The sequence below is a fragment of the Streptomyces sp. T028 genome, from assembly GCF_048159505.1.
Classification (GTDB): Bacteria; Actinomycetota; Actinomycetes; order Streptomycetales; family Streptomycetaceae; genus Streptomyces.
Genome location: NZ_JBLRVZ010000033.1, coordinates 74808 through 98763, shown reverse-complemented (window position 1 = coordinate 98763; position 23956 = coordinate 74808). Strand labels below are relative to the sequence as shown.

Annotated in this window: 27 protein-coding genes; 11 read left to right on the top strand and 16 right to left on the bottom strand. The window is 72.1% G+C overall.

Annotated elements, in window-relative coordinates; genetic code table 11:
• Positions 1-14 precede the first annotated feature (14 nt).
• The 3 genes from ACLZN2_RS31100 to ACLZN2_RS31090 all read right to left on the bottom strand — a co-directional run bounded on the left by ACLZN2_RS31100 (position 15) and on the right by ACLZN2_RS31090 (position 4768).
• The gene (locus ACLZN2_RS31100) at positions 15-1532 is read right to left on the bottom strand and encodes a flavin monoamine oxidase family protein (RefSeq protein ID WP_416982719.1); all 1518 of its coding nucleotides are present in this window, start codon (positions 1530-1532) and stop codon (positions 15-17) included.
• 147 nt (positions 1533-1679) lie between these two features.
• Positions 1680-2861: a flavin-containing monooxygenase gene (locus tag ACLZN2_RS31095; RefSeq protein WP_416982718.1), complete on the bottom strand. Its 1182-nt coding sequence runs from the start codon at positions 2859-2861 to the stop codon at positions 1680-1682.
• A 278-nt stretch (positions 2862-3139) separates the two neighbouring features.
• Positions 3140-4768, bottom strand: a complete 1629-nt coding sequence (locus ACLZN2_RS31090; protein WP_416982717.1) for a subtype B tannase — start codon at positions 4766-4768, stop codon at positions 3140-3142.
• Between the two features lie 184 nt (positions 4769-4952).
• Between ACLZN2_RS31090 and ACLZN2_RS31085 the strand changes: the two genes are divergently transcribed.
• Positions 4953-5402 carry a DoxX family protein gene (locus ACLZN2_RS31085; RefSeq protein WP_416982716.1) on the top strand — a complete coding sequence of 150 codons (450 nt, stop codon included), beginning with the start codon at positions 4953-4955 and terminating at the stop codon, positions 5400-5402.
• Positions 5399-5782: a Zn-ribbon domain-containing OB-fold protein gene (locus ACLZN2_RS31080; protein WP_416982715.1), complete on the top strand. Its 384-nt coding sequence runs from the start codon at positions 5399-5401 to the stop codon at positions 5780-5782. The genes ACLZN2_RS31085 and ACLZN2_RS31080 overlap by 4 nt, the downstream gene beginning before the upstream one ends.
• 8 nt (positions 5783-5790) lie before the next feature.
• Here ACLZN2_RS31080 and ACLZN2_RS31075 read toward each other — a convergent pair whose 3' ends face one another.
• Entirely contained in the window at positions 5791-6339 is a 549-nt protein-coding gene (locus ACLZN2_RS31075) for a hypothetical protein (RefSeq protein ID WP_416982714.1), read from the bottom strand.
• A 97-nt stretch (positions 6340-6436) separates the two neighbouring features.
• On the opposite strand from ACLZN2_RS31075, the gene ACLZN2_RS31070 reads away from it, so the two are divergent.
• Positions 6437-7039: a GNAT family N-acetyltransferase gene (locus ACLZN2_RS31070; protein WP_416982713.1), complete on the top strand. Its 603-nt coding sequence runs from the start codon at positions 6437-6439 to the stop codon at positions 7037-7039.
• Between the two features lie 43 nt (positions 7040-7082).
• The gene (locus tag ACLZN2_RS31065; protein WP_416982712.1) at positions 7083-7943 is read left to right on the top strand and encodes a GNAT family N-acetyltransferase; all 861 of its coding nucleotides are present in this window, start codon (positions 7083-7085) and stop codon (positions 7941-7943) included.
• A 1-nt stretch (position 7944) separates the two neighbouring features.
• Here ACLZN2_RS31065 and ACLZN2_RS31060 read toward each other — a convergent pair whose 3' ends face one another.
• The 4 genes from ACLZN2_RS31060 to ACLZN2_RS31045 form a co-directional block, all read right to left on the bottom strand.
• Complete coding sequence (locus ACLZN2_RS31060) at positions 7945-8250, bottom strand: hypothetical protein (protein ID WP_416982711.1); 306 nt, start codon at positions 8248-8250, stop codon at positions 7945-7947.
• A 32-nt stretch (positions 8251-8282) separates the two neighbouring features.
• Positions 8283-9122, bottom strand: a complete 840-nt coding sequence (locus ACLZN2_RS31055; RefSeq protein WP_416982710.1) for a TNT domain-containing protein — start codon at positions 9120-9122, stop codon at positions 8283-8285.
• A 103-nt stretch (positions 9123-9225) separates the two neighbouring features.
• Positions 9226-9420, bottom strand: coding sequence for a hypothetical protein (locus tag ACLZN2_RS31050; RefSeq protein ID WP_416982709.1), 195 nt, complete (start codon positions 9418-9420; stop codon positions 9226-9228).
• A gap of 7 nt (positions 9421-9427) precedes the next feature.
• The gene (locus tag ACLZN2_RS31045; protein ID WP_416982708.1) at positions 9428-10273 is read right to left on the bottom strand and encodes a helix-turn-helix domain-containing protein; all 846 of its coding nucleotides are present in this window, start codon (positions 10271-10273) and stop codon (positions 9428-9430) included.
• A gap of 267 nt (positions 10274-10540) precedes the next feature.
• Here ACLZN2_RS31045 and ACLZN2_RS31040 point away from each other — a divergent pair, with 267 nt between their 5' ends.
• From ACLZN2_RS31040 to ACLZN2_RS31025, 4 genes are read left to right on the top strand one after another with little or no spacing between them, the layout of a single operon-like run.
• Positions 10541-11056 (top strand): ATP-binding protein, encoded by a 516-nt coding sequence (locus ACLZN2_RS31040; RefSeq protein ID WP_416982707.1) that lies wholly within the window; start codon positions 10541-10543, stop codon positions 11054-11056.
• A gap of 51 nt (positions 11057-11107) precedes the next feature.
• A complete protein-coding gene (locus ACLZN2_RS31035) occupies positions 11108-11266 on the top strand; it encodes a hypothetical protein (RefSeq protein WP_416982736.1) in 159 nt (52 codons plus the stop codon).
• Positions 11209-11436, top strand: coding sequence for a hypothetical protein (locus ACLZN2_RS31030; RefSeq protein WP_416982734.1), 228 nt, complete (start codon positions 11209-11211; stop codon positions 11434-11436). Before ACLZN2_RS31035 ends, ACLZN2_RS31030 begins: the two co-directional genes overlap by 58 nt.
• Entirely contained in the window at positions 11433-11771 is a 339-nt protein-coding gene (locus ACLZN2_RS31025) for a helix-turn-helix domain-containing protein (protein ID WP_416982706.1), read from the top strand. Before ACLZN2_RS31030 ends, ACLZN2_RS31025 begins: the two co-directional genes overlap by 4 nt.
• 23 nt (positions 11772-11794) lie before the next feature.
• On the opposite strand, the gene ACLZN2_RS31020 is transcribed toward ACLZN2_RS31025, so the two are convergent.
• The 6 genes from ACLZN2_RS31020 to ACLZN2_RS30995 all read right to left on the bottom strand — a co-directional run bounded on the left by ACLZN2_RS31020 (position 11795) and on the right by ACLZN2_RS30995 (position 20180).
• Positions 11795-12460, bottom strand: coding sequence for a pyridoxine/pyridoxamine 5'-phosphate oxidase (locus tag ACLZN2_RS31020; RefSeq protein WP_416982705.1), 666 nt, complete (start codon positions 12458-12460; stop codon positions 11795-11797).
• 23 nt (positions 12461-12483) lie between these two features.
• Positions 12484-13452 (bottom strand): expansin EXLX1 family cellulose-binding protein, encoded by a 969-nt coding sequence (locus tag ACLZN2_RS31015; RefSeq protein WP_416982704.1) that lies wholly within the window; start codon positions 13450-13452, stop codon positions 12484-12486.
• Between the two features lie 169 nt (positions 13453-13621).
• Complete coding sequence (locus tag ACLZN2_RS31010; protein ID WP_416982703.1) at positions 13622-15829, bottom strand: bifunctional serine/threonine-protein kinase/ABC transporter substrate-binding protein; 2208 nt, start codon at positions 15827-15829, stop codon at positions 13622-13624.
• A gap of 12 nt (positions 15830-15841) precedes the next feature.
• The gene (locus ACLZN2_RS31005) at positions 15842-18091 is read right to left on the bottom strand and encodes a bifunctional serine/threonine-protein kinase/ABC transporter substrate-binding protein (protein ID WP_416982702.1); all 2250 of its coding nucleotides are present in this window, start codon (positions 18089-18091) and stop codon (positions 15842-15844) included.
• Complete coding sequence (locus tag ACLZN2_RS31000) at positions 18088-18885, bottom strand: hypothetical protein (protein WP_416982701.1); 798 nt, start codon at positions 18883-18885, stop codon at positions 18088-18090. The genes ACLZN2_RS31005 and ACLZN2_RS31000 overlap by 4 nt, the downstream gene beginning before the upstream one ends.
• 125 nt (positions 18886-19010) lie before the next feature.
• Complete coding sequence (locus ACLZN2_RS30995; protein WP_416982700.1) at positions 19011-20180, bottom strand: thiolase C-terminal domain-containing protein; 1170 nt, start codon at positions 20178-20180, stop codon at positions 19011-19013.
• Positions 20181-20292: 112 nt separating this feature from the next.
• Here ACLZN2_RS30995 and ACLZN2_RS30990 point away from each other — a divergent pair, with 112 nt between their 5' ends.
• Both ACLZN2_RS30990 and ACLZN2_RS30985 read left to right on the top strand, forming a co-directional pair.
• Positions 20293-21501: an acyl-CoA dehydrogenase family protein gene (locus tag ACLZN2_RS30990; protein ID WP_416982699.1), complete on the top strand. Its 1209-nt coding sequence runs from the start codon at positions 20293-20295 to the stop codon at positions 21499-21501.
• Positions 21498-21971, top strand: coding sequence for a nitroreductase family deazaflavin-dependent oxidoreductase (locus ACLZN2_RS30985; protein WP_416982698.1), 474 nt, complete (start codon positions 21498-21500; stop codon positions 21969-21971). The genes ACLZN2_RS30990 and ACLZN2_RS30985 overlap by 4 nt, the downstream gene beginning before the upstream one ends.
• 115 nt (positions 21972-22086) lie before the next feature.
• On the opposite strand, the gene ACLZN2_RS30980 is transcribed toward ACLZN2_RS30985, so the two are convergent.
• Entirely contained in the window at positions 22087-22698 is a 612-nt protein-coding gene (locus ACLZN2_RS30980; protein ID WP_416982697.1) for a LysE family translocator, read from the bottom strand.
• An 82-nt stretch (positions 22699-22780) separates the two neighbouring features.
• Between ACLZN2_RS30980 and ACLZN2_RS30975 the strand changes: the two genes are divergently transcribed.
• A complete protein-coding gene (locus tag ACLZN2_RS30975) occupies positions 22781-23233 on the top strand; it encodes an Lrp/AsnC family transcriptional regulator (RefSeq protein ID WP_416982696.1) in 453 nt (150 codons plus the stop codon).
• A gap of 72 nt (positions 23234-23305) precedes the next feature.
• Here ACLZN2_RS30975 and ACLZN2_RS30970 read toward each other — a convergent pair whose 3' ends face one another.
• Positions 23306-23941, bottom strand: coding sequence for a TetR family transcriptional regulator (locus tag ACLZN2_RS30970; RefSeq protein WP_416982733.1), 636 nt, complete (start codon positions 23939-23941; stop codon positions 23306-23308).
• Positions 23942-23956 lie beyond the last annotated feature (15 nt).

The window sequence follows — 23956 nt, the reverse complement described above, 5'->3', positions numbered from 1 at the left end:
GGCGAGCCACGGCTCTACAGCACGGCCAGAACCTCCCTCGCCACCCGCTCGCCCGAGCGGACTGCGCCGTCCATGAAGCCCATCCAGTAGGTCGAGGTCTCGGTCCCCGCCCAGTGGATGCCGCCCACCGGCTTGCGCAGGGCGGGACCGTACTGGGTCAGGACGCCGGGCGCGGCGATGGAGACGGGGCCGCCGCGGGTGTAGGCCTCGTTGTTCCAGCGTTGCAGGACGAAGGACGTGGGGGAGGCCGCTTTCTCGCCGAAGTACGTCACATAGTCCTTCAGTACGGCCGCCTTGACCTCGGCCTCGCTCGCCGCGTCGTACGCCCGGGCCTCGTCGGCCTCGATGAAGCCCATCAGCGCGCCGTACGAGGCGTCGGGCGGGGAGTTGTCGAAGGTCGAGCTGACCACACCGGTGTCGCTGACGACCTGGCCGTTGAGGCCGTCGGCCCGCCAGAAGGGGGTGTCGTAGATCGCGATCGCCTTGGCGACCGAGGCCATCGGCAGCCGCTGGGTGAGCTGGTCGCGGCCGGCCGGCAGAAGCGGGTCGTAGGAGATACGGGAGGCGAGCGGCGGGGGTGCGGCGACGACGACCTTCTTGGCGGTGACGGTGATGCCGTCGGCGGTCACGACGTACTTGCTGCCGGACTGGGCGATCGTGCGCACCGGGGCGTTCAGCACCACCCGGTCGCCGAGGGTGGCGGCCAGCTTGAGCGGAACCTGCTGGGAGCCGCCGACGAAGCGCAGTTCCTGGGCGCCGTTCGCGGTCTCGGTGAGGCGCTCCAGGGTGCCGACGGTGGACTCGTTGCCGGCGGCGGCGATGTAGAAGAGCACGAACAGGAGGGAGAGTTCGCGGGGTTCGGCCGAGAAGATCGAAGTGCAGGCCACGTCCAGGAGGAACTTGGCCGACGGGATCACGGCGTTGGCGCGCAGCCAGGTCTCGAAGGTCTGCCGGTCCCATTCCTCCGCCTTGGCGGCGGTCCAGGGCGCGTCGACCGGGATCGTCTTGGCCATGTCGTCCAGCGAGGCCTGCACGATCGCGGCGTTGGCGAGCCCGGCCACGTCGATCGGCGGAACCGAACCGAGGACGCCGTCGGTGGCGTACGGGGTTTTCTTCCCGTCCTTGTAGAGGAGGTTGTTGCCCGTGTTGTAGGTGGCGAAGGTGGCCACGCCCAGGGAGTCGGCGAGGGCCTTGATGCGGTCCTGGGTGGGGCCGATGAACTCACCGCCGCCCTCGGTCACCCCGCCGTTGGCGAGGGACAGATTCAGGACCCGGCCGCCGACACGGCCGCGGGCCTCCAGGACGGCGACCGTCTTGCCGGCCGCGACCAGGTCGCGGGCCGCGGTGAGGCCGGCCAGACCGGCGCCGACGATCGCGACGTCCACGTCCCGGGTGGTCGCCGCGGAGGCCGGGCCGGCGGCGGTCGCGGTGAGGGCGGTCGCGCCCGCGGCCACGGCGGCGGTACGGCCGAGCAGGGAGCGGCGGGAGAGGCCGTCGCCGGAGCGGGGGGCGAGCTGTCTTTCACGTGCCACGTGCGTCCTCCGTAGAGAGGGGGGCGGAACGAAAAGGTGAACAGGTCTCACATTCTGGCTCCGCACGAGGGCGCACGACAACGCCCTCGTCACATCTGACACACGTGTAACAGGCAGAGAACGGGAGGGAGTTGGGGAGAAACGGGTCTAGGGCGCGAGGTGGCGGGCCACGGCCTTGGCGATGCGTTCCGCGTCGATCGAGAGTTCGCGGAGGGTGCCGCTGATGGGGGTGGTGAAGCCGGTGAAGTAGAGGCCGGGGGCGTTCTTCGGGGTGTGCGGGCCGTGGGTGAGGGGGTGGCCGCGTTCGTCGAGGACGTTCAGGTCGCCGACCAGTCCCTCCAGGGCGCGGACGTAGCCGGTGGCGGCGACGACGGCGTCCGGGGAGATGCGGGTGCCGTCGGCGAGGACGACCTTGCCGCCGTCCTCGAAGCCCTCGACGGCGGCGACGACCTCCACCCGGCCCTTGCGGATCGCGTCGATCAGGCCGACGTCCTGCACCGGGATCGCGCCCTGCTTCGCCCGGGTGTAGAGCCCGGTGTCGGGGCGCGGCAGCCCGTGGGCCGACAGATCGGGGATGCTCAGTTTGGCCTGCGTCCGGGAGATCCGGTCGACGAGCCCGACGGGGAGACGGCGGACGAGGATGCCGCTGTACTGGGCGGGCCAGCCGGCGGTCGAGCGGCGCACGATGTGGGGGACCGTGCGCACCGCCAGCCGTACCCGCTCGGCCCCGCTCTCGACGAGGTCGACGGCGATCTCGGCGCCGGTGTTGCCGACGCCGACGACGAGGACGTCACGGCCGGTGTAGGGCTTGCCGTCGCGGTAGGCGGAGGCGTGCGTGAGGTCGCCGGTGAAGGTGTCGCGGCCGGGCCAGTCCGGCAGGAAGGGGGTGTGGTTGTAGCCGGTGGCGACGACGACGGCGGCGCCGGTCAGTTCACGGCCGCCGGTGGCGTGCAGCAGCCAGCCGGTGCCGTCGGGGGTGCGCTCGATCCGGGAGACCTCGACTCCGGTGACGATCTCCAGCTCGTGGACCTCGGCGTACTTCTCCAGGTACCGCACCACGTTGTCGCGGGCCACCCAGCGGCCGAACCGGCGGGGCATCTTCAGCCCCGGCAGGGCGGAGAGGCGGCGGGTGGTGTGCAGACGCAGCCGGTCGTAGTGGCGGCTCCAGGACGCACCGACCCGGTCGGCCTTCTCCACGACGACGGCGCGTATCCCCTGGGCGCGCAGGGCGTACGCGGTGGCGAGTCCGCCGGGGCCGCCGCCGATGACGTAGACGGGGCGGTCGGCGGGGTTCGCGGTGGTGATCGCGGGCGGTGCGGAGTCGTCCATGGGCGCGAGCGTAATCACGCGGGAGATTGTTGGGTCTCGGTCAAGACCGGAATTGGTTGCGGATCGATCACGCTTGGGGGAGTTGTATGGAGGACTTGTGGCGTAGGCCACTTCATTGTGAGAAACGTGCGAGGACGCGTGGGGCAGGGTGCGACGCCTGGTCCAGGTGCGCTTGGGCCAGGCGTCGCGGGCGGACGGCGTCAGTAGCTATGACGGGAAACGGACGCCGCCGCGTTCAGGGGTACCCCTGGAGGGTACGGCTCGGTGGTCGGTCGCGCTCAGTTCTTTGCCTTCGTCCTGTGTCCGGTCACCTTTGCGATCCAGGTGATGAAGTCGCCCGGGTCGGTGTTGGCGCCGTGGCCCTCGTCCCAGTAGTAGAGGTGGTTCACGTCGTCGCCGAGGGTGTGCGCGGCGGCGGCGAGGTTGGCGGAGACCGTGTGCGAGGTGTCCGAGTCGTTGGTGCCGAGGCGGATCCACCAGTGCTTCGTGCGGGCCTGGTTGGGCTTGTCGACGAGGAAGTACATCGGGTTCATCAGCCGCAGCACCTCGGGGATGTCGCTGTCGAGGCGCTTGCCGGTGACTCCGGCGGTGTCGTGCTTCAGGCTGTACGCCGTGAAGTGACGGGTCTCGCTGGTGCCCTTGCCGAAGAGGTTGTTCTCGCCGGCCGACAGGTCGAAGGCATCGAAGGCCGGGGTGGTCTTCTTGCGGGCGCCGACGTGGGTGAGGAAGTCGTCCCAGGAGAAGGTGGCCTTGCCGTTCTTCCAGGTGATGAAGGTGTTCGAGGCGAGGTAGGTCGCGCGGTCGGAGTCCGAGAGGGCGGTGAGGTACCGGGTGGCCGAGGGCTCCAGGTACTGCTTGACCAGGTACTCGTCGTAGTTGCGGGCGGTCAGCCGGGTGCCGTCGAGGCCCTTGAGCCGCAGCCCGGCCTGGTACTCGGCGAACTGCGCCTGCAGTGCCTTCGACACGGTCTGGTCGACCTTGGAGCCGGAGCCGGTGGCGTTGGAACCCCAGTTCCACTCGTAGGCGCCGTCGGCGTGGTCCAGGTCGGTGATCGGGCACCAGGCGCCGGTCGCGAAGATCGCGTCGGAGGCGTCGGCGGCGCCGAGCTCCTTCAGGAGCTTGTCGTAGAGGGGGCTGTCGCCGGACGCGCCGAGCAGCGCGGACAGGGCGCCGCCGGCGCTGGTGCCCGCGGAGACGATCCGGTCGGTGTTGCCCGGGATGCGGCCCTTGTTGGACCGGATGTAGCGCACGGCCGCCTTGAGGTCGACGATCGCGGCGGGGGCGACGCCGTAGTACTCGCCGTCGGAGTTCTTGAGCGTACGGCCGCGGGCGCCGGGCTCGATGACGACGTACCCGGCGGCCAGGGCCAGCAGCTGGTTGGAGGAGGTGGCGCCGCCGGTCGCGTTGGTGTTCTCGTTCGCGTTCGGGGCGGCCGAGGCGTCGGCCGCGCCGGAGGGGAGGGTGCCGCCGGGCATGCCGCCGCCCCCGCCCGCACCGACCCCGGTGGCGTCCGCGACCGAGGACGGCATGTACCCGCCGATGGAGTTCGCGAGCAGGATCGGCGCGTTGCTCGGGTCGACCGTCTCGCCGTCGATCTCGACCGGGGCGCTGACGATCAGCGACTGGTAGGTGGCGTCCACGGGGTTGGCGACGTAGGTGATCGCCTTCCAGAAGTGGTACGTCACCGCGTGCTCGTCGCCGTCGGTGTCCGTGACGGTCGTCGTCAGCTCGGTGTAGGCGTCCGGGTCGAAGACCAGGGAGTCCGAGGATGACGACGAGCCCGACGAGCCCGACGAGGACGTGTCGGAGGCCTGTGCGTTCAGGGCGATGCCGCCCACCGCGGCGACTCCGGCGGTGGCGCCGATGCCGATGACGACCGACCTGCGCTTGACTGCCCTGTGCTTCACGGTTCGACTCCCTCGGTTTCTCTGCTTGCGGTGTGAACGTACCGAGGGTGCGAACAAAATTGCCAACAATCCCCGGGTATTCATGGGGACCCCACAGCTTCATGGCGGGCGCACAGGTTCCACGGGCTTCCCGGGCGGTCCTGCGGGCTTCCCGGATCCGTCCATCTGACGTACCGTCAGATTCATGGATGCGATCTGGCTCGACGGTGCCCAGTGGCTGGCGGTGCTGCGGATCGGGCTCGGGCTGTGGTGGCTGGAGAGCTGGCGGCACAAGGAGAAGAAGAGCTGGTTCGAGGGCTCCGGCATCTCCTGGGCGGCGGACGTGGCGGCCAAGCACCGCTGGAACGCCGTACGTTCGGGCTTCGCGGTCGTCGTCCAGCCACGCCCGCGCGTGATGGCGTACATCGTCGTCTACGCCGAACTCGCCCTGGGCCTCGGCCTGATCGCGGGCTTCCTCACCCCGATCGCCCTGGTCGCAGGCCTGCTCCTCAACCTGATCTACCTCGTCCTCATGATCCACGACTGGGCCGAGCAGGGCCAGAACGGCATGATGGCGCTGATCTCGGTCGTCGGGCTGGGCGGGATGGCGTGGCAGACCTGGTCCGTGGACAACGCCCTGGGGCTCTTCCTGTGAGCGCGCGACACGACGTCCCCGAGGCCGACGCCTTCACCCGCACCTACTGGGACGCGGCCGCCGAGAGTCGGCTGCTGATCCGCCGCTGCGGGGCCTGCGCACGGGCCCACCACTACCCCCGCGAGTTCTGCCCGCACTGCTGGAGCGAGGACGTGACCTGGGAGGACGCGAGCGGCCGGGCCACGCTGTACACGTGGTCGGTCGTCCACCGCAACGACCTGCCGCCGTTCGGGGAGCGGACCCCGTACGTCGCGGCCGTCGTCGACCTGGCCGAGGGGCCCCGGATGTCCACCGAGGTGGTGGGTGCGGGGGAGTTGCGGGCCGGGATGGAGCTGGAGGTGGCCTTCCGGGAGGGGGTGCCGGTGTTCCGCCGTGTGTGAGGGCGGCGTCAGCGGGCGGACATCCGGCGGCCCGCGAGCAGGATCGTCTCGAGGGCCTGTTGGTTGTTCATGGTCATCACGACGGACCGCCCGTCCTGGGTGTCGATCCGCACACGTGGCCCGTCGCCGCCCGTCAGCCGCACCTCACGCCACGGGTAGGCCCAGCTCAGCGTGTTGTTCTCCCAGAAGTGCAGGCGCCGTGTGGTCAGGTGCAGCACGTACGGCGGGTGCTCGTGGTCGGCGAGTTTGCGCGGGGGGACGGACGGGGGCCACACCCCGTACGTGCTGAGGACGGTCTCGCCCGGCTCCAGCTGCTCCTCCACCGCGTCCTGCCGGGCGGCCTCCTCCCGGCCGAGCCGCGCGCCTCCCCACGCTCCCACGGCACCCAGCACGAGGGCGATCGACAGGACGATCCACCAGTCGAGGCCGAGGGAGCGGCCGTCGGCGGTGAGCTGTGCGACCGCCGGGATCGCGACGAGCGCGGCGCCGCCGAGGGCCGCCCTGCGCATCCGGCGCCGCCGCTCCTCCGGTGTCCTGGTGCGCCCTGTCCCCTGCATCACCACATGGCCTCCCCCGTGTCCCTTGTACGTCGGTGACGTGGCGGGGCGGAAAACGGTTCCCTGTACGAACGGGGTTCAGGTGTTCAATGGCCGGATGACTGGCATCCACGAACCCCACACGGCCCCGCAGACCCCGGAGGTCCACGGTCATGGCCTGACCCTCCGCCGCTGGGACCCGGCGTCCGCCACGGACGTGGACGCGTGGCTGCGCGGGCACACCGACCCGGAGTTCCGGCGCTGGAACACCCCGATCAGAACGATCACCGACACCGCGAGCGCCCGGGAGTCCCTGGAGGCCAGGACCGCGGACGTGGACGCCGGGCGCGCCATGACGTTCTGCATCACCGGCACCGACGACGGGACGGTCCTCGGCCAGATCTCCGTCAACGCGATCGACCGGGTCATGCGCAACGCCGTGATCGGCTACTGGGTCCTCCCCGAGGCCCGCGGCCGGCACGTCGCCACCCGCTCCCTGCTGCTCGCCGCCCGCTGGGCGTACGACGAGATCGGCCTGCACCGGCTGGAACTGGGCCACGCCCTCGGCCACGGGGGTTCCTGCCGGGTCGCCGAGCGGTGCGGGTTCCTGTACGAGGGGACCGTGCGCGGCGGGATGTGGGAGGCGGAGCGCCGGGACGCCTTCCGGGACGTCCACCTGCACGGCCGCCTGGCGACGGACCCGGAGCCGGAGGGGCCGTAAATTCGGGGGCGGTACGGCCGGAGGGTGCGCCAGCATGCGGGGCATGCACCCAGACGACTGGCACCTCACCCATGACCTCGACGCGTTCCTCGACCGCGCCGGCGACTTCCTCGCCTCCCGGCCGGCGATGCACACCGTCCCGCTGACGCTGGCGGACGGACTGCGCCGCAGGGGCCTGCACGCCTTCGGCGACAAGGACCCCGTGTTCGGGGTGCTGGAGAAGGACGGCGCGGTGGGTGCGGTGTTCCTGCGCACTCCGCCGTACTGGATCAACGTCACCCCTCTCACGGAGGAGCAGGCCGACGCCCTCGCCGTCAGGCTGGCGTCCGCCGGGCACGAGGTACCCGGCGTCTCGGGCGCGAGCGACACGGCCGCCGCCTTCGCCGAGGCATGGCAGCGGCGCACCGGCGCCGAGCCGCAGCTGTGGCAGCGGCAACGCCTCTATCGGCTGGGCGAGCTGACGATTCCGGAGCCCGTCCCCGAGGGCGCCCCGCGCGTCGCCGGTGCCGCCGACCGCGACAGGCTGGCCCGCTGGTTCGAGGAGTTCGGCGAGAGCGTGGGCGAGCACAACCTCCAGGACAGCGGTGCCTGGGCCGACGCCCGCATCTCCTACGGCGGTGCCACCTTCTGGGAGACCCCCGACGGCACCCCCGTCTCCATGGCCGGTGCGACCCCGCAGGTGGCCGGTCAGGTGCGCGTCGCCCCCGTCTACACCCCCGCCCCCCTGCGCGGCCGGGGCTACGCGGGCGCCGCGACCGCCGAGGTCAGCCGTGCCGCACGTGCCTCCGGTGCCCGGGAGGTCCTCCTCTTCACCGCCCTCGCCAACCCCACCAGCAACGGCCTCTACCAGCGCATCGGCTACCGCCCGGTGGCGGACTACGCGGTGTACCGGTTCGGGGAGTGACTCAGGGGCCGAGAGGGCCCAGCAGCCGCGCCCATTCCTCGGCGGTGAGCGGCACGGACGGCGGCCCCGGGTCGGTCAGCCTGGCGTAGAGAGCTCGACAGGCCCGGTCCTCGTCGGGGAACCGCTCCAGGACGCTGCGTACGCCGCGCTGCCGTACGCCCACGACCCAGCCACCCTCGTCCTCCTCCAGGTAGAGGCGGTCCTCCGGCCGGGGTGTGCCGGGTGGGGCGGGGCAGTCGGCGATCTCGTACAGCCCGGCGGGGACACCGGCCGCGCGCAGCGCCTCGCACAGTCCGTGCCGATCCATGCCCCGGCCCCTCCTTCGTCCCGCGTCCGGCGTCAGTTGGCGCGTTCCAGGTTGCCGCTGTTGATGAGGGAGCTCACCGTGGCGCCGGTCTTCACATTCGGGCAGTACGTCGCCGTCGTCGCGACCGAGGTCACGTACTGCACCCCCTGCCCCGGCTGCTCGAAGGCGGGGGCGGTCGGGCCTGCGCAGACCAGCGTCGGCTTCTTCACCCGGTACAGGTGGTAGTTGTACGGGAAGCGCGGGTCCTGGGTGTTCAGGCCGGACGGCGGAATCGACCGCTCCGCGTACTTGGCGCCGGCCGGCGCGAGGAACTTGCCGAACTCGTTTCCGAAGCGGTCCACCAGCTGGCCGACCGGGAGGGTCGCCTCGGTCGCGATGGGCACGCCCTGGGCGTTGTGGTCGAAGCCGTCGTCCGGGATCAGCGAGTACTTCCAGTCGCCGATGCCGTGCTCCAGGTTGGGGTCCCACCACTTGTTGAGGAACTCGACGGGCGTCAGGGTGCCGAACCGGTTGTAGCCCTCGAGGGTGGCACCGATGAGACCGGAGTCGGGCAGCCGGGCCGGGCCGAACCGCCAGTCGTTGCAGTAGTACGGCGTGTGCGCGTACGGGTAGGGCGACGGCACCAGCCCCAGGCAGGACAGCTGCCGGGGGCGGGCGCCGTCCGGCGCCGGGTCTCCGTACCCCTGCCGTGCCTTGTCCTTGTCCTGGTGCTTGCCCTTGCCTTCCGCCCGTGCGACGGGCAGCGGCGCGGTGATGGGCTGCCGTGCCACTGGCCGGTCGGCGGCCACGGCGGACGAGGGCGCGCCGAGCAGCACGGAACCGGCGAGCCCGGCCGTCACGGCCAGGCCCACGCTCCACTGACGGAATGTCACTGATACCTCCGCGAGATTCGTCCCGAAGATCGGGAAAGTCCTGAATCATCACAGGCGATCAGTGAAGGAGCGGCAAACGGTACGGGGCCGAACGGCTCACGCCCTACAGCAAATGGTCGGCCTTCCCCGCCTTGATCTCCAGGATGAGGGCGCGGAGGGCTTCGCGGGTGTCGGTGAGGGGGGTGTCCTCCTGTCCGGCGACGGCGATATAGGCGTTGCCGGTGGGGTCGGTGCCTATGCGGAAGCAGTTGTTGCCTTCGCCGCAGTAGGGGTCTTCCCAGGTGATCTCGGTTCGCATGGCTTCCTCAGAGTTCACGGGCGATGTCGAGGATGAGGTCGCGGGAGGCTGCCGACGGCAGCGCTGCCTGGTCCATCCAGTCCAGGTGTGCACGGTACTTGGTGAGTTGGGCCTCCGCGTCGGTGAATACCGGCCCATGTGCGGAGTCCAGCTGCACGGTGTCCAGGCGGGGTACGGGACCGATCGCGTAGAGCATGGCGTGCCCCGCTCCGGGGAAGCCGCTGACGTGCATGGGGATGATTCGTACGTCGATACCGTCCTGCTCGGACCGTTCCGCCAGGTGCTTGAGCTGGTCTCGGGTGGTCTCAGGGCCACCGAACCGCATACGCAGCGCCGCCTCGTGGACGTATGCGACGTAGCGCAGGTGGCGGGCGAACACCTGCTGACGTTCCATGCGGTGGGCCACGCGCAACTCGACGTCGAGTCGCCGAATGGGTGGCAGTACGGCTGTGAAGACACCGCGCGCGTAGTCCTCGGTCTGGAGGAGTCCGGGTACGTGCATGAACTGCACGGTCTGTACCTGAGCTGCGTGCCACTCCAACTCGGCGATGTCCAGCAGGCCTGCGGGTAGGGTGCCGCGATACTGCTCCCACCAGCCTCGTTCCTTGTCCTCGGCGATGGCGATCAGCGCGTCGACGTAACCCTCGTCGGGACAGACGTAGTTGCAGGCGAGAGTGCGGATCCGTTCGGCTGAGAACGGGCGGATGCCCGACTCCATGTTGGAGAGCCGCGTCCTGTTGATGCCGAGAAGGCCGGCGGCGTACTCGGTGGTGACCCCCGCCGCGACCCGCATTTTCCGCATCTCCGCGCCGAGGCGCTTCTGCCGCTCGGTCGGAGTGCTTCTTGTGGTCATGCCTGCCCCTTCGCGCTGTGGACGCCTCAAGTCTGGCGGTGGCAGTCGCCCAAGTCCATCCCGATGGAGGTAATTACCTCCGTTTGCCTGGACACTGTAACCCGGCCATCTCTACAGTCAGTCATGGCTCGACCACAGAGCCGTTACGAATCCGCCCGGAAGCGCATCACACGTGCCCGCCCGCCTTCTCCTCCCCTGGGAGGGGTGTGCGCGTGTCAGGGAGACAGGCCACTGGGTGGAACACCCCCATGAGACAAGGGAGTTGCCGTGCACCTCGAGACCGTGTCCTGCCCTTCGCCGACCATCGCCCCCGCTGACGCCCCCTTCGTCCCCGCACTCCCGGAGAACCTCCTCTACAGCTTCACGCTCCCCGCGGCCCCGCGAAGTCCCGGCGTCGCCCGTGCCGCGACCCGCGCGATCCTCAGGGCGCACGGTCTGCCCGAGGTGACCGACGCGGTCGTCCAGGTCGTCAGCGAACTGACCGCCTGCGCCTGCCGCTTGTCCGCGACCAACGAGGTGTACGTCTCCCTGCGGCACCGCGACGACAACCTGCGCGTCACGGTCTACGACGGCCACCCCCGCCACACCCACGCCCGCCTCGGTGCCATCTGCGTCCTGTCCCGCCGGGTGTCCCTGCGCGTCCTGGACGAGGTCGTACGGGCCTGCCACGGCGACTGGGGCATCGGCGGCGACCGCGAACCGGGCGGAGGCACCCGGATGTGGGCGGTGCTGCCGCGCGCGGGGGCCGCCGGTTATCTCGGGGGAGGGCGCTCGTACGGGTGACGGCGCCGGAAACCGGATCTGCTCTCCGTGAGATCCCACTACGTTCACCACGTGACCGAGCCCTACGTGATCGAGCTGGAGCCGGAAGTGCGGGACTGGCCGAACTTCTCGCGCGGGCTCCGACGACCCTGGGCGAGCCGCACTCTCGTCACCTGGGAGAGGGAGTACGCGAGCTGCGGTTCGTTCTGGGCGGATGTGCCACGCGAGTGAGTTACTGGCTGGCACCCCAGCGAAGGATCGTGCTGCTCACCATGTTCCGGAAGACCCGGATGCGGGAGGATGCCGAGGTCAAGCGTGCCAGGCTGGCGAAAGAGCTGTGCGAGGCCGAGCATGGCCCCGCACATGACGAGTTCACTCGTGAGTTCCGGGAGGACCAGTGAGTCATACCCGCTGGAAGCTGTCGCGGGAGCGGAAAGCGGCCGATCGAGCCGCCGAACCGGCGTCGGTGGTCGCGGAGCGTGAGCAGATCCGGCTGGCCTACGCGCTGGGGCAGCTGGTGTACGACCGCCGTGTCGCGCTCGGGCTGACGCAGGACGCACTGGGGCGTCGCCTGGGGATGACCGAGGACGAAGTGGAGACGGTGGAGGTCGGCGGGATGCTTCCGCTCACCGCCGACCTGCTGGTCAGGCTGGCGGCCGCGCTGGACGTCACGGTGGACCTGCACCTGGTCTCCGACGGGAGCAACACCGTGGTGTTCGAGGAACGCGCGGCCTGAACGGTACGCCGTACCTTCGCTCGTCAGGGCCACAGCAACTGCCGTGACCAGCCCTCGTCGTCCCGCCGGTACGTCAGGCGTACGTGGCGGCGCCTCTCCTCGCCCTGGAAGAACTCCACCTCCTGTGGGTGGAGGCGGTACAGGGTCCAGGTCGGCGACTCGGCCGTCGGGTTCCGCTGTGCCTCCTCCCAGGCCGCCTGGGACACGGCCGCCAGTTCCTCCGGCGAGGAGAGCGGCTCGCTCTGGTGGCCCGTCAGGGCGGCGGCCAGGGCGCCCGTGGAGCGGGCGTGCAGGTCGGCCTGGGCCTCGCCGGAGGGCGCGGAGGTGACCGGGCCCCGGACGCGGACCTGGCGGCCCAGCACGGGCCAGTAGAAGGTGAGCGCCGCGTACGGGCGGGCGGCGAGCTGGCGGCCCTTGCGGCTGGTGGCGTGGGTCGCGAAGGACCAGCCGGTCGCGTCGGCGCCGTGCAGCATCACGATCCGGGCGTCCGGCAGACCCTCCTCGTCGGCCGTGGCCAGCGTCATGGTGTGCGGCTCCCGCTCACCCGACGCCACCGCCTCGGCGAACCAGGCTGTGAAGAGGTCCACCGGGGTGTCGGGGGCCTGCTCCGGGTCGAAGAGAGGCAGCCGCGTCACCTCCGGGTCCCACACCCGCAGTGACCTCAGCAGCTCATGAAGATCCGTAGCCATGCCCCGAGTATCGGCCCCGCCGGTCAGCGGCGGGCGAACTGGACCCCCGTCGACTGCACGGCGTCCGGCTTCACGGCGATCCCCTCGACCGTCAGCTGCTCGCCGTAGATGTCGGTGAGCCGGATCGCGCCGCCGCAGCCGGTTCCCGACTCGGAGAGGAAGTAGTTGTACTCGGTGCGCGCCAGCCGGACCCAGGAGCCGCCCGCACGGACCTCCAGGCGGGCCAGCGGGTTGCGGTGGCCGATGGCCTGGACGCCGCACCAGTACTGGCTGGAGCCCGTCTTGTAGCGGATCGAGATCTTGTCGCTCGTATCCGGGCTGAGCAGGTTCCAGGTGATCTGGATCCGGCCGGCCGACAGCGGGGCCAGCTTGGCGAACGCCTGCTGGCTGAGGTCGAGCTGGCCCGCCTGGCAGGGCGCCGGGCACTCGTTGGTGATGCGGACGGTGATGGACTTGCCGCCCGCGTGGACGGCCACGAACGCGCCGCACGCCTTCGACGTCTCGTAGTCGGCGGTGTTCATCGCCGCTGTCATCACGTCGGAGGTGGGGCCGTAGGAGCAGGCGCCGTCGCCGTTGCCGATGTCGTAGGAGGTGGCGACTCCGGTGTAGGTGGTGCCGGGGCGGATCCGGCCCGCCAGGGAGCCAGTCGCGGACGTCTTCGGGGGCGCGGCGGTGGTGGCCTTCGCGCGGGCGGACGCGGCGGCCGCGGCCGAGCGGGACGCGGACGCACGGGCCGTCGGGCTCGCGGAGTTCGTGGCGCTCGCGGAGGGCTTCGGGGACGCGGAGGCCGACGGTGCCCCGGACGTCGGCGACCCGCTCACCCGGGTGCCGGCGACGGGCTTGGCCGCTTCCCGCACGTCGGCGGTCCCACCACCCGGGCGGAAGGCCACGGCCAGCGACACGACGAGCGCCACGGCGGTCACCGCGACGGCGGAGACCAGAGCGGTGGGGCGCCGGGGGCGGGAGCGGCGGCGGTGCGAAGGGGTGGTCACAGTCGAGTCCTCCGGTCGGGCGGGGCTCCGGTCTTGAGGGTGATGAGAGCGTCCGCCCCAAAGTCGCCGCGGACCTCCCAAAGGTTGCCGTGACCTCATACGGCCGTGGGGTCGCCCGGGTTCACCCGTTTCCCACCGGTCCGCCCACGTCACCACTCACGGCACCCGTTCACGTCACTGTCTCGTACTGGCCCAGGAAGCGGGCCCGCCCCTTCTTCACCTGGTACAGGAAGAGCCCGGGGGTGTAGTCCAGCTGAAGCGTCGTCCTGTTGAACGACACCTTCTTGCAGACACCTCGGTAGGTGAGCGTCCGCAGCCGCCGCGTCACACCGCCCCGCTCCACCCCGTCCCGGCCGAGCAGCCGCAGCCCCTCGGCGGCCAGGCCGAGCGCGTCGAAGGCCTCGGCGGCGTACGGTCCCACCTCGTCGACGCCGTAGCGCTTCCGGTACGCCGCCGCGAAGGCCTTCGCCGCCTTCGGCGCGGGAGAGGCCGAGGGATCCATGTAGGTCGCGCCGAACACCCACCCCTCGGCGGCCTCCTCCGCCTCCGCCAGGAACGTGGAACCCAGCACCGGTTCGAAGGCCGCGCACGAGCCGGTGAACCCCGCCTCGCGCACCGCGCGGGCGCACAGGGCGGCCCGGTGGGCGGAGACACCGGTGTACACGAGGGCGTCGGCCTCGGCGGCGATCGCCGCCTCCACGGCCGCGCGGAAGTCGTCGCTCCCGGCGGCGACTGTGTGCAGGGTGGTGGTGCCGTCGACGTCGTGGGAGGGCGGGAACTCGGTGAGCGCCCTGACGCTGATCCAGCCGGTCCGCCCTGCGGCCCGGTCGTCGATCACGGCGGTCCTGCGGGAGGGCTCGACGTGGGTGAGATACCAGCCGACCGGTGTCGTCCGGGAGACGTCGCTGGGGCTGAGCTGGAAGATCGCCGTGTCCGAGGTCTTGGACAGCTGATCGTCTCTGGCGGAGACGATCAGCGCGGGCAGCAGCGCCTTCTGGTACCTGTCCCGGGCGGCGACCGCCGTCGCGTCCGTCGTGGGACCGACCACGGCGTACACCGTGTCGTCCGCCGCGAAGGCGTCGGCGGTCTCCACGGCCCGCTCGGGCTCCCCGCCGTCGTCCCGCACCTGGAGCACGAGGTCGAAGTCCCGGTCCGCACGGGCGTTGTGCTGTTCCACGGCGAGCCGCGCGCCCCGCTCCTGCGCCCGCCCGAAACTCTTCTGAGCGCCGCTCAGATCGGCGTGCAGCCCGATCGTGTACCGGGGCAGCGGACTTTGCCCGCCCGTCCCGCCCCCGGACCCCTCGCCCGAGCGTCCGGCCACCCACGCCGCCACGCCGCCACCGGCCCCGAGCACCCCCGCGACCGCCCCGAGGACCAGGAAACGCCGCCGCGACGGCCGGTGGGCCACCTCGGTCGCATCGAGCTGCCCCGGGTGTGCCTCATCCGGTGCCTGCGGCACCGGCAACTCCAGTACCCGTGCCGCCCGTTCGGCGATCAGGCCCGGCAGGGGAGCGGGCAGCCAGCCGTCGCCGGCCGTCGCACCGGGATCGAGGGCGGCGCGGACCTCCTCCGCCCCCGGCCGGGCGCCGGGTTCCTTCGCCAGGCAGGCGGTCAGCAGCGGCAGCAGCGGGTCCGGTACGCCGTCGAGGTCGGGGGTCTCGTGGACCGTGCGGTAGATGACGGCGGCCGGGGTGCCGGTGCCGAAGGCGCGGCGGCCGGTCGAGGCGAAGGCGAGGACGCAGGCCAGCGAGAAGACGTCGCTCGGCGGGCCGATCCGTTCCGCCCGGCCTGCCTGGGCCTGTTCAGGCGAGAGGTGGCCGGGGGAGCCGATCACCACATCGCTCGCGGTGAGCGCGGTCGCGTCCGCCGAGCGTGCGATGCCGAAGTCGATGAGCCGCGGCCCGTCCAGGGCGAGGAGCACATTGCCGGGCTTGACGTCCCGGTGCACCAGTCCGGCCGCGTGCACCTCCGCCAGCGCCTCGGCCAGCCTGGCGCCGAGCACCCGTACGCTCTGAGGCGGCAACGGCCCGTAGCGCGCGACCGCGTCGGTGAGCGGCGGCCCGGGAACGTACGCGGTGGCCAGCCAGGGCTCGCGGGCCTCCGGGTCGGCACTGGTCACCGGCACCAGCCAGCGCCCCCCGGCCCGCCCGGCGACCTGGTCGCCCAGTCGACCCAAGGCCTGCGCCTCGCGCCGGAACCGCACCCGGAAGGCGGGGTCGGCGGCGTACTCGGCGCGGATCACCTTGAGCGCGACCAGCGCCCCGCCCGGCGTAAGGGCCAGATAGACCACGCCCATGCCGCCCGCGCCCAGCCGCCCCAGCAGCCGGTGGCCGCCGACGGCCTGCGGATCCCCGGGACGCAGGGCGGCGACGGGCACGGTCGGGCAGCCCTAGGAGCCCGAGGACGACGGTACGGACGCCGGGCCGAGGAAGCGGAACCGGCCGCCCTCGACCACGTAGCCGAAGACCGCGCCGCTCTCGGGGGCGACGAAGGACCCGGTCTCGGGCACGAAGGCGAACTTCTTGGTCACCCCTTGATAGGCGGTGTTGCGCAGGGACGTGGTCAGCTGGGCGCGCGTCGGCCGCTTGTCCGCCTTGCGCAAGCCGTCCGCGACCATGTTGACGACGTCGTACGCCTCCGCGGTGTAGAAGCCGGGGGCGCTGTCGAACCGTTTGCGGTGGGCGGCGGTGAACTCGGCCGCCGCGGGCAGTTCCGTCGGGTCGACGCAGGTGCTGGTGATCAGCCAGCCCTCGGCGGCCTCGCCCGCCCCGTCGAGGAACTCCGTGCTCAGCGCGGCTTCCGGGCTGTACCTCGGTCCGTCGAAGCCGGCCGCGGCCAGTGCGCGCGCGAAGGCCGCCGCGCCCGCGGCGTACCCGCCGTAGACGAAGGCGTCGGAGCCCGCGGCCAGCATGTCGGCGACGACGGGCCCGAAGTTCTCGGTGCCGGCCGGGACGACCCGCGGGTAGGGCACCCGGCCCTGCTCCCGGACCATCAGGTTGATGGAGCCGACGGACGCCCAGGCGTAGTCGGCGGCGGTGCGGTCCATGAGCAGACCGGGTCGCCCGGACGGACCGGTGGCCGCCACCCCGGAGGCGTACTTCTCACCCATCGCCTTCCCACCTGCGGTCAGGAACACGGCGAGGGGCACGGTGGCCTCAAGGTCGTTGGGGCGGGCGTGCAGGAAGGAGCGGTTCTCTGTGACCGTCAGGACGCTCGTTCCGGCGGACACGGAGATCAGCGGGAGCAGCGCCTCGTCGTACACGGCGACGACGGCGCGGGCGGCGTCGTCGGCCGTGGGGCCGAGGACGGCGAGCACGTCCTTGTCCTCGACGAAGGCGCGGGCGACGGTGCCGGCCCGGGTCACATCGCCGCGGTCGTCGACCGTCCTCAGGGTCAGGGTGAAGGGTTTGTCCTTACGGGCGTTGAACCGCTCGACGGCGAGCCGCGCACCTCGCGCCTGTGCCTGCCCGAGGGTCTTTCCCGGGCCGCTGAGATCTGCCTGCACGCCGATGATCCAGTCCCGGCCGGGCGCGGGGCCGGACGTCTTACGGTCGTCGTCCCCGCGCAGGGTGGCCCAGAGCGCCGCCCCGCCGCCCGCCGCCAGGACGGCACCCGAGGCCGCCGCGATGAGGAACCGCCGCCGGCTGGGAGCGGGCCCGGAACCGGCCGTTCCCGTCTCCGCTCCGGACCCGGCCACCCCGGCCTCCGTCGCCCCTGCCCCCGTCTCGGCGACCGTCGGTTCGATGTCCGGCAGGGCGAGCATCGCGGCCGAACGCTCGGCGATGATCCGTACGACGTCCTCCGGCAGCCATCCGGCCGGATCCCCCGGGGTGTCCTCGATGATCAGCTCGTACAGCGCCGCCGCCGAGGGACGGTCCACCGGGTTCTTGGCCAGGCACGGCCGCAGCAGCACCAGCACCTGTTCGTCGATGTCCGCGAGGTCGGGCTCGTCGTGCACCGTGCGGTAGAGCAGGGCGTCGACCGCGCCGGTGCCGAAGGGCGGGCGGCCGGTCGCCGCGTAGGCCAGCAGACAGCCCAGGGAGAAGACGTCACTGGGCGGGCCGAGTTCGTCGGCGCGGGCCTCGGCCTGCTCGGGCGAGAGGAAGCCGGGGGTGCCGACGACCATGTCGGCGGAGGTGATCGCCGTGTCGTCGGCGGCCCGCGCGATCCCGAAGTCGATGAGCCGTGGCCCGTCCACGGCGAGCAGCACATTGCCGGGCTTGACGTCCCGGTGCACCAGTCCGGCCGCGTGCACCTCGGCCAGCGCCCCGGCGAGCATCCGGGCCAGCACGCGCACACTGCGGGTGGGCAGCGGCCCGCACTCGGCGACGGCCTCGGCGAGCGAGGGCCCGGGGACGAAGGCGGTGGCGAGCCAGGGCGCGGCGGCGTCCGGGTCGGCGCCGGTGACGGGTACCGCCCAGGGGCTGCTGACCCGGCGCGCGGCCTCGACCTCGCGCCGGAAGCGGGCCCGGAACTGGGGGTCCTCGGCGTACTCGGCCTGGATCGCCTTGATCGCGGCCAGCGCGCCCTCGTCCGTACGGCCGAGGTAGACCACGCCCATGCCGCCCGCGCCGAGCCGGCCGAGCAGCCGGTACCCGGCGAGGGAGGAGGGGTCGGAGGGGAGCAGGGCGCCGGTCACTCGTCCACCTCCAGCTCGTTCTCCAGACGGACCAGCATGCTGCTCTGTGTCTCGGCCATCGCCTGGGTCAGCTCGTCGTACTCATGGCCCTTGGAGCCACGGCCGGTGGTGGCGACGGTGACCTGTCCGATACGGCCCTGGGTCCACACGTAGGTGTACGGGCCGCCCAGGGTGTCGCTCCGGTACTCGCCGTACTCGAAGAGGGAGTCCTCGGCGTACTCGTTGCCGTTCCTGCCGAACGCCGTGCCGAGGGATTTGAGGCCGGAGATCCGTTCCCCGGCGCGCAGCACCTGGTCGGGGCAGCGCAGCGCCTCTTCCAGGGTCGACGCCTGCTCCCAGTCGGCGCTGTCCGCGTCCTTGTGGACGGTGACGGTCACGGCGACCCTGACCGGGCCCGTGCCGTCGGCGGCGGGGAGTTCGCTGTAGCGGGTGACGCTGGCGAGCACATCGGCGGGGACGGGTAGGCGCTGCCAGACGCAGTCGTCGCCGAGGACCGGCCAGGTGTCCGGATCACTGTCCGGGCCCGCGAGGACATAGCCGACTCCCCAGAGCTCCGGGCCGGCGGCGACCCTGTCGGCCAGGCGCACGGCGTCCGCGCGGGTCTTCGGGGCGCGGGCCGGATCGGGGGTGAAGTCGAGGGCGGTGGGCTTGGTGCTGGGGGCGTCCGTGGCGCCTGGGGTGCCCGTGCCGCCGGATGCGCCGGTGGGGGTCTGCTTCGGCGTTCCGGTGGCTTTGCCGCCCCCGGACCCACCACCCCCGCCGGAACACGCGCCGACGAGCAGCAACCCGCTCACCGAAAGGGCACACAAGCCCCGTAAAAGCCCTCTGTCCACCGCTTCCGCCCCCCGGCGCTCGCGAGTCGCAGCCCTCTCCCGGCCTCTCCCGGGTCCCTGTCAGGACGACGAGAGTACGGCAGAGTTCAGTTCCGGCCCAGCACCACGGTCCCAGAAGAACAGAACCATCCCCCGGTCCCCGAGGCCACCCCCAAACGCGGCAACTCCCCATCGGTTCCCCGCACTTGACGCTCCCCGGCCTCCCCCCGCAACTGCCGCACCGCCTCCACCAGCAGGAACAGCCCCCGCATACCCGGGTGTTGGGCCGACAAGCCGCCCCCGTCCGTGTTCACCGGCAGCTCCCCGCCGACTGCCAGCCGCCCCTTCTCCACGAACGCCCCGCCCTCGCCCTTGGCGCAGAATCCCAGGTCCTCCAGGGTCACCAGCGTCATGTAGGTGAACGCGTCGTAGATCTCCGCGAAGTCCATCTCCGCCGGCCGCACCCCCGCCCGCTCGAACGCCAGCCGCCCGCTGACCGCCGCCGGGGAGACCGTGAAGTCCTCCCACTCCGACAGGCTCGCGTGGGAGACGTGCTCACCGGTGCCGAGGATCCACACCGGGGCGGTGCGGCAGTCCCGTACGTACTCCTCCGCCGCCAGCAGGACCGCCGCGCCCCCGTCGGAGCGGATGCAGCAGTGCAGCTTGGTGAACGGGTCGGCGATCATCGGACCGGAGAGCACCTCGTCGACCGTGACCGGGGTGCGGAACATCGCGTCCGGGTTCAGCGCCGCGTTCGCCCGCGCCTGGACGGCCACCTCCGCGAGCTGCTCGATCGTCGTGCCGTACTCGACCATGTGCCGGCGGGCCGCCATCGCGTACTTGGCGATCAGGGTGTGCCCGTACGGCACCTCGAACTGCAGCGGGCCGCGGGCGCCGAAGGCGAAGGTGCCGGTGCGGCGGCCCGCCCGGATGTCGGCGCGGGCCGTGGAGCCGTAGACCAGCAGGACGGCGTTCGCGTGCCCGGCGGCGATCGCGTCGGCCGCGTGCGCCGCCATGACCTCCCACGTCGAGCCGCCGACGGAGGTGGAGTCGACCCAGGTGGGGCGCAGACCCAGATGGTCGGCCACCTCGACCGGGGCGAGCGTGCCGAGCCCGGCGGACGCCAGCCCGTCCACCCTCGACCGGTCCAGCCCCGCGTCCGCCAGCGCCCGGCGGGCCGCCTGGGCGTGCAGGGCGTACGGGGTCGCCTCGTCCACCCGCCCGCAGTCCGAGAGCGCGACGCCGACGACGGCCACTTTCCGGGTCCCCGCGGTCATGAGAGGCCACCTTCCTCTGTGCATCTCGATCCGGCGCTCCTAATATGACGGACCGTCAGATCCGGAGGGAAGTGCCAGATCCGGAGGGAAGTGCCAGATCCGGAGGGAATCCATGGACCCCCGCCTCACCGCCGAGCAGGACGAGATCCGCCGCACCCTGCGGGAACTGCTCCACAAACGCTGCGGCCCCGAGGAGTTGCGGGCCGCCCTCGACACCCCGGCCGGCCACGACCGCGCCCTGTGGACCGCCCTCGCCGAACAGCTCGGCCTGCCCGGCCTCGCCGTCCCCGAGGCGTACGGCGGTGTCGGCTGCCCCCGCACCGACCTCGCGCTCGCCGCCGAGGAGACCGGCCGGGCCCTCGCCCCCACCCCGCTGCTCGCCACCTCCGTCCTCGCCGCGCCCCTGATCCTCGCCCTCGGCACCGACGCCCAGCGCGCCCGGCTGCTCCCCCGCCTCACCGACGGCACCCTCACCGCCGCCCTCGCCGTCCCCGCGCCCGCCCTCGCCACCGCGCTCGCCCTCACCGGGCCGGGCGGCGGGGACTGGTCCGGCGGGGGGCGCGCGGGAGGCGTGCAGGCCCGGCGGGCCGGAGGCGAGGGCGGCTGGCGGCTGTACGGGGAGGCCGCCCAGGTCCTCGACGGGCACAGCGCCGGGCTGCTGGTCGTCGCCGCCCACACCGGGGGGTTCGTACGGTCGCGGACCCTGCTGTTCCTCGTGGCGGGGGACGCCGCCGGGGTCGTACGGACCCGGCAGACCGCGCTCGACCCGACCCGCCCGCAGGCGCGGGTGCAACTGCGGCACGTGGAGGCCGAGTTGCTGGGCGAGGAGGAGGCGGACGTGTCCGGCGCGCTGTCCTCGGCCGGGGACTTCGCCGCCGCCTTCCTCGCCTGTGAGGCCGTCGGGGCCGCCGACCGGGCGCTGGAGCGGACCGTGGAGTACCTCAACCAGCGGGAGCAGTTCGGGCGGGCGATCGGGTCCTTCCAGGCGGTGCAGCACCGGCTGGCGGAGGTGTACGTACGGGGCCAGGCGGCCCGGTCCGCCGCGTACTACGCCGCCTGGGCGACCGGGCGCGGGGAACGGGTCGGCGGACTCGCGCTCGCGCAGGCCCTGGAGACGCTGCGGCTCGCCGCCGCCGAGGGGATCCAGCTGCACGGCGGTATCGGGTTCACCTGGGAACACGAGGCGCACCTGTACTTCAAGCGGGCCGCCGGCGACGAGCTGCTCTTCGGGCCCGTGCACCGGCTGCGCGCCCACGCGGCCGACGAGGCCGGACTGTTCGCGGGCGCGGGCGCGGGCGCGGGTGCGGGGGTGACGGTGTGATCGGTGTCCGTCTTGTGCAGAAGGTGTCGTCGACCAGGGGCTTCGCCAAGCTCGCCCCGCACGTCATACCCGCCCTCGACCGGGCCGTACACCGGCTCACCCGGGGAAAGGTGCTGCTCAGCGCCCAGCTGCTGCCCGGGGTGATCCTCACTGCGACCGGCGCCCGCAGTGGGCAGCCGCGCCGGACGCCCCTGGCCTGCATGCCGGAGCCCGGGGGCGGCACCTGGATCCTCGTCGGCTCCAACTTCGGCCGCACGGGCCACCCCGCCTGGACCGCCAACCTCCTCGCCCACCCCGAGGCCGAGATCAGCTGGAAGGGAACCGACATACCGGTGACCGCCCAGCTGCTGGCGGGGGAGGAACGGGCGGCGGCGTGGAAGGAACTGCTGAAGTTCTGGCCGCCGTACGCGACGTACCAGGCGAGGGTGGAGCGGGAGATCCGGGTGTTCCGGCTGGTACGGAAGCCCTGAGGCCCAGGCGAGGCGGGCGGGGCGAAGTGTGCGCCGAGTCTCAGCGACACGCCGTCCGCACGGCGTGTCGCTGAGACTCGGCGCACACTAAGGGGCTCGGCCCGGCCGAAAGGACCTAGATGGCGTGCTGGATCAGCAGGAACGTGCCGATTCCCAGCATCGCCGCCCCCGACGTACGGGTGACAGCCCTTGCCGCCGCCGGGCGGGCGCCGAGGACCGCGCGGGCCAGGACGCCGACCGCGAGGTAGACGGCGGCGCAGCACGCCATGTGCAGCAGGCCGAGGACGGCGGTCTGCGCGGCGACCGGGAGATGCGAGCCGCCCCCGCTCACCAGGAACTGCGGCAGGATCGACAGATACAGCAGCAGCCCCTTGGGGTTCAGGCCGCTGATCATCGCGCCCCGCAGGAAGACCCGGCCCTCGACGACCGGCTCGCCCTCCTCCGGCACGCCGGGCCGGCGCAGCACGCCCCACCCCAGCCACACCAGATACCCGGCCCCCGCCACCGTGAGCGCGGTGAGCAGGGCGGGCGAGCCCGCGACCAGGACGGCCAGGCCCGCCGTCGCCAGCGCCGTGTGCAGGGCGTAGCCGCTCACCAGGCCGCCCACCGCCGCGCCCACCGAGCGACCGCGCAGCCCGGCGGAGATCACATACGCCCAGTCGGCGCCCGGCACACAGACCAGCAGCAGGTCCAGCGCGAGGAAAGAAATCAGCGTTCCCGTGTCCATACCGGGGACATTAGGCGTGATCCGGCCGAAAATGTTCCTGTTCTTTTCCCGAAACGCGGCGGACTGGGGGAAGATCTGCCCTATGGACGACGTGGACCGGAAGATTCTTGCCGAGCTGCAGCAGGACGGGCGGCTGACCGTGACCGAGCTGGCCGCGCGGGTGCGCCTGAGCGTCTCGCCGTGTCATCGGCGGCTGCGGGAGCTGGAGCGGTCCGGGGCGATCAGCGGCTACCGGGCGGTGGTGGAACCGGCCGCCGTCGGGCTGGCCTTCGAGGCGCTGGTCTTCGTGTCGATGCGACAGGAGGACCGGGACACGGTCGCCGAGTTCGAGCGGGCGGTGGGCGAGCTGGAGCACGTACTGGACGCCCAGCGGCTCTTCGGGGAACCCGACTATCTGCTGCGGGTGGCGACGGCCGACCTCGCGGCCTTCCAGCGGCTCTACGACGAGCGGCTCGCGACCCTGCCAGGGGTGCAGCGGCTGACGTCCACGCTGGTGATGAAGCACGTGGTCAAGGGCCGGCCCCTGCCGGCGTAGCGGCACGGGCGGTGGTCCCACCCTCGTGGAACCACCGCCCGCCAGACAGGACTTGGGGACAACTGTGCCGGATTACCTCGTCGGCTTCTTGCCGGTGATGCCCAGGTGCACCAACAGCGCCAGGTTCGGCTTGAGTTCGGCCTGCTTGACGCCCCAGGACTGGAAGCCCTTCTGGTGCGAGGCGACGGCGGCGAGCATCGCGACCAGCGAACCGGCGACGGCGGCCGGGTTCACGTCCTTGTCGACCCGGCCCTTGGACTGCAGTTCGGCGACGGCGTCCGCGAGGGAGTTGTTCACCGAGTTGAGGATCTTCATCCGGAGTTTGTAGAAACGCTTGTCGCCCTCGGCCGCGCCGAGGTCGACGACCCGGAGGATCGCGTCGTTCTTCTTCCAGAACTCCAGGAACCCGTCGACGAGTTCCTGCGCCGTCTGCCAGCCGGCCCTGCCGACCCACGAACGGCCCTCCAGCAGCTCGGTCAACCCGGCGCCCTCGGCGGCCATTTGCTCGGCGATCTCCAGGACGGCGCCCTCGACGTCCGGGAAGTACTGGTAGAAGGTCGCGGGCGAAGTGCCCGCCTTCCGGGCCACGTCGATGACCTTGACGTCCCGGTACGGAGAGGAGCTGAGCATCTCGCTGAGGCAGTCCAGCAGCTTCTGCCGCGTCGCCTGCCCGCGCCGGCCGGCCACGCGGCCGTCGACGGTACGCACTTGTCCTGTCATGCC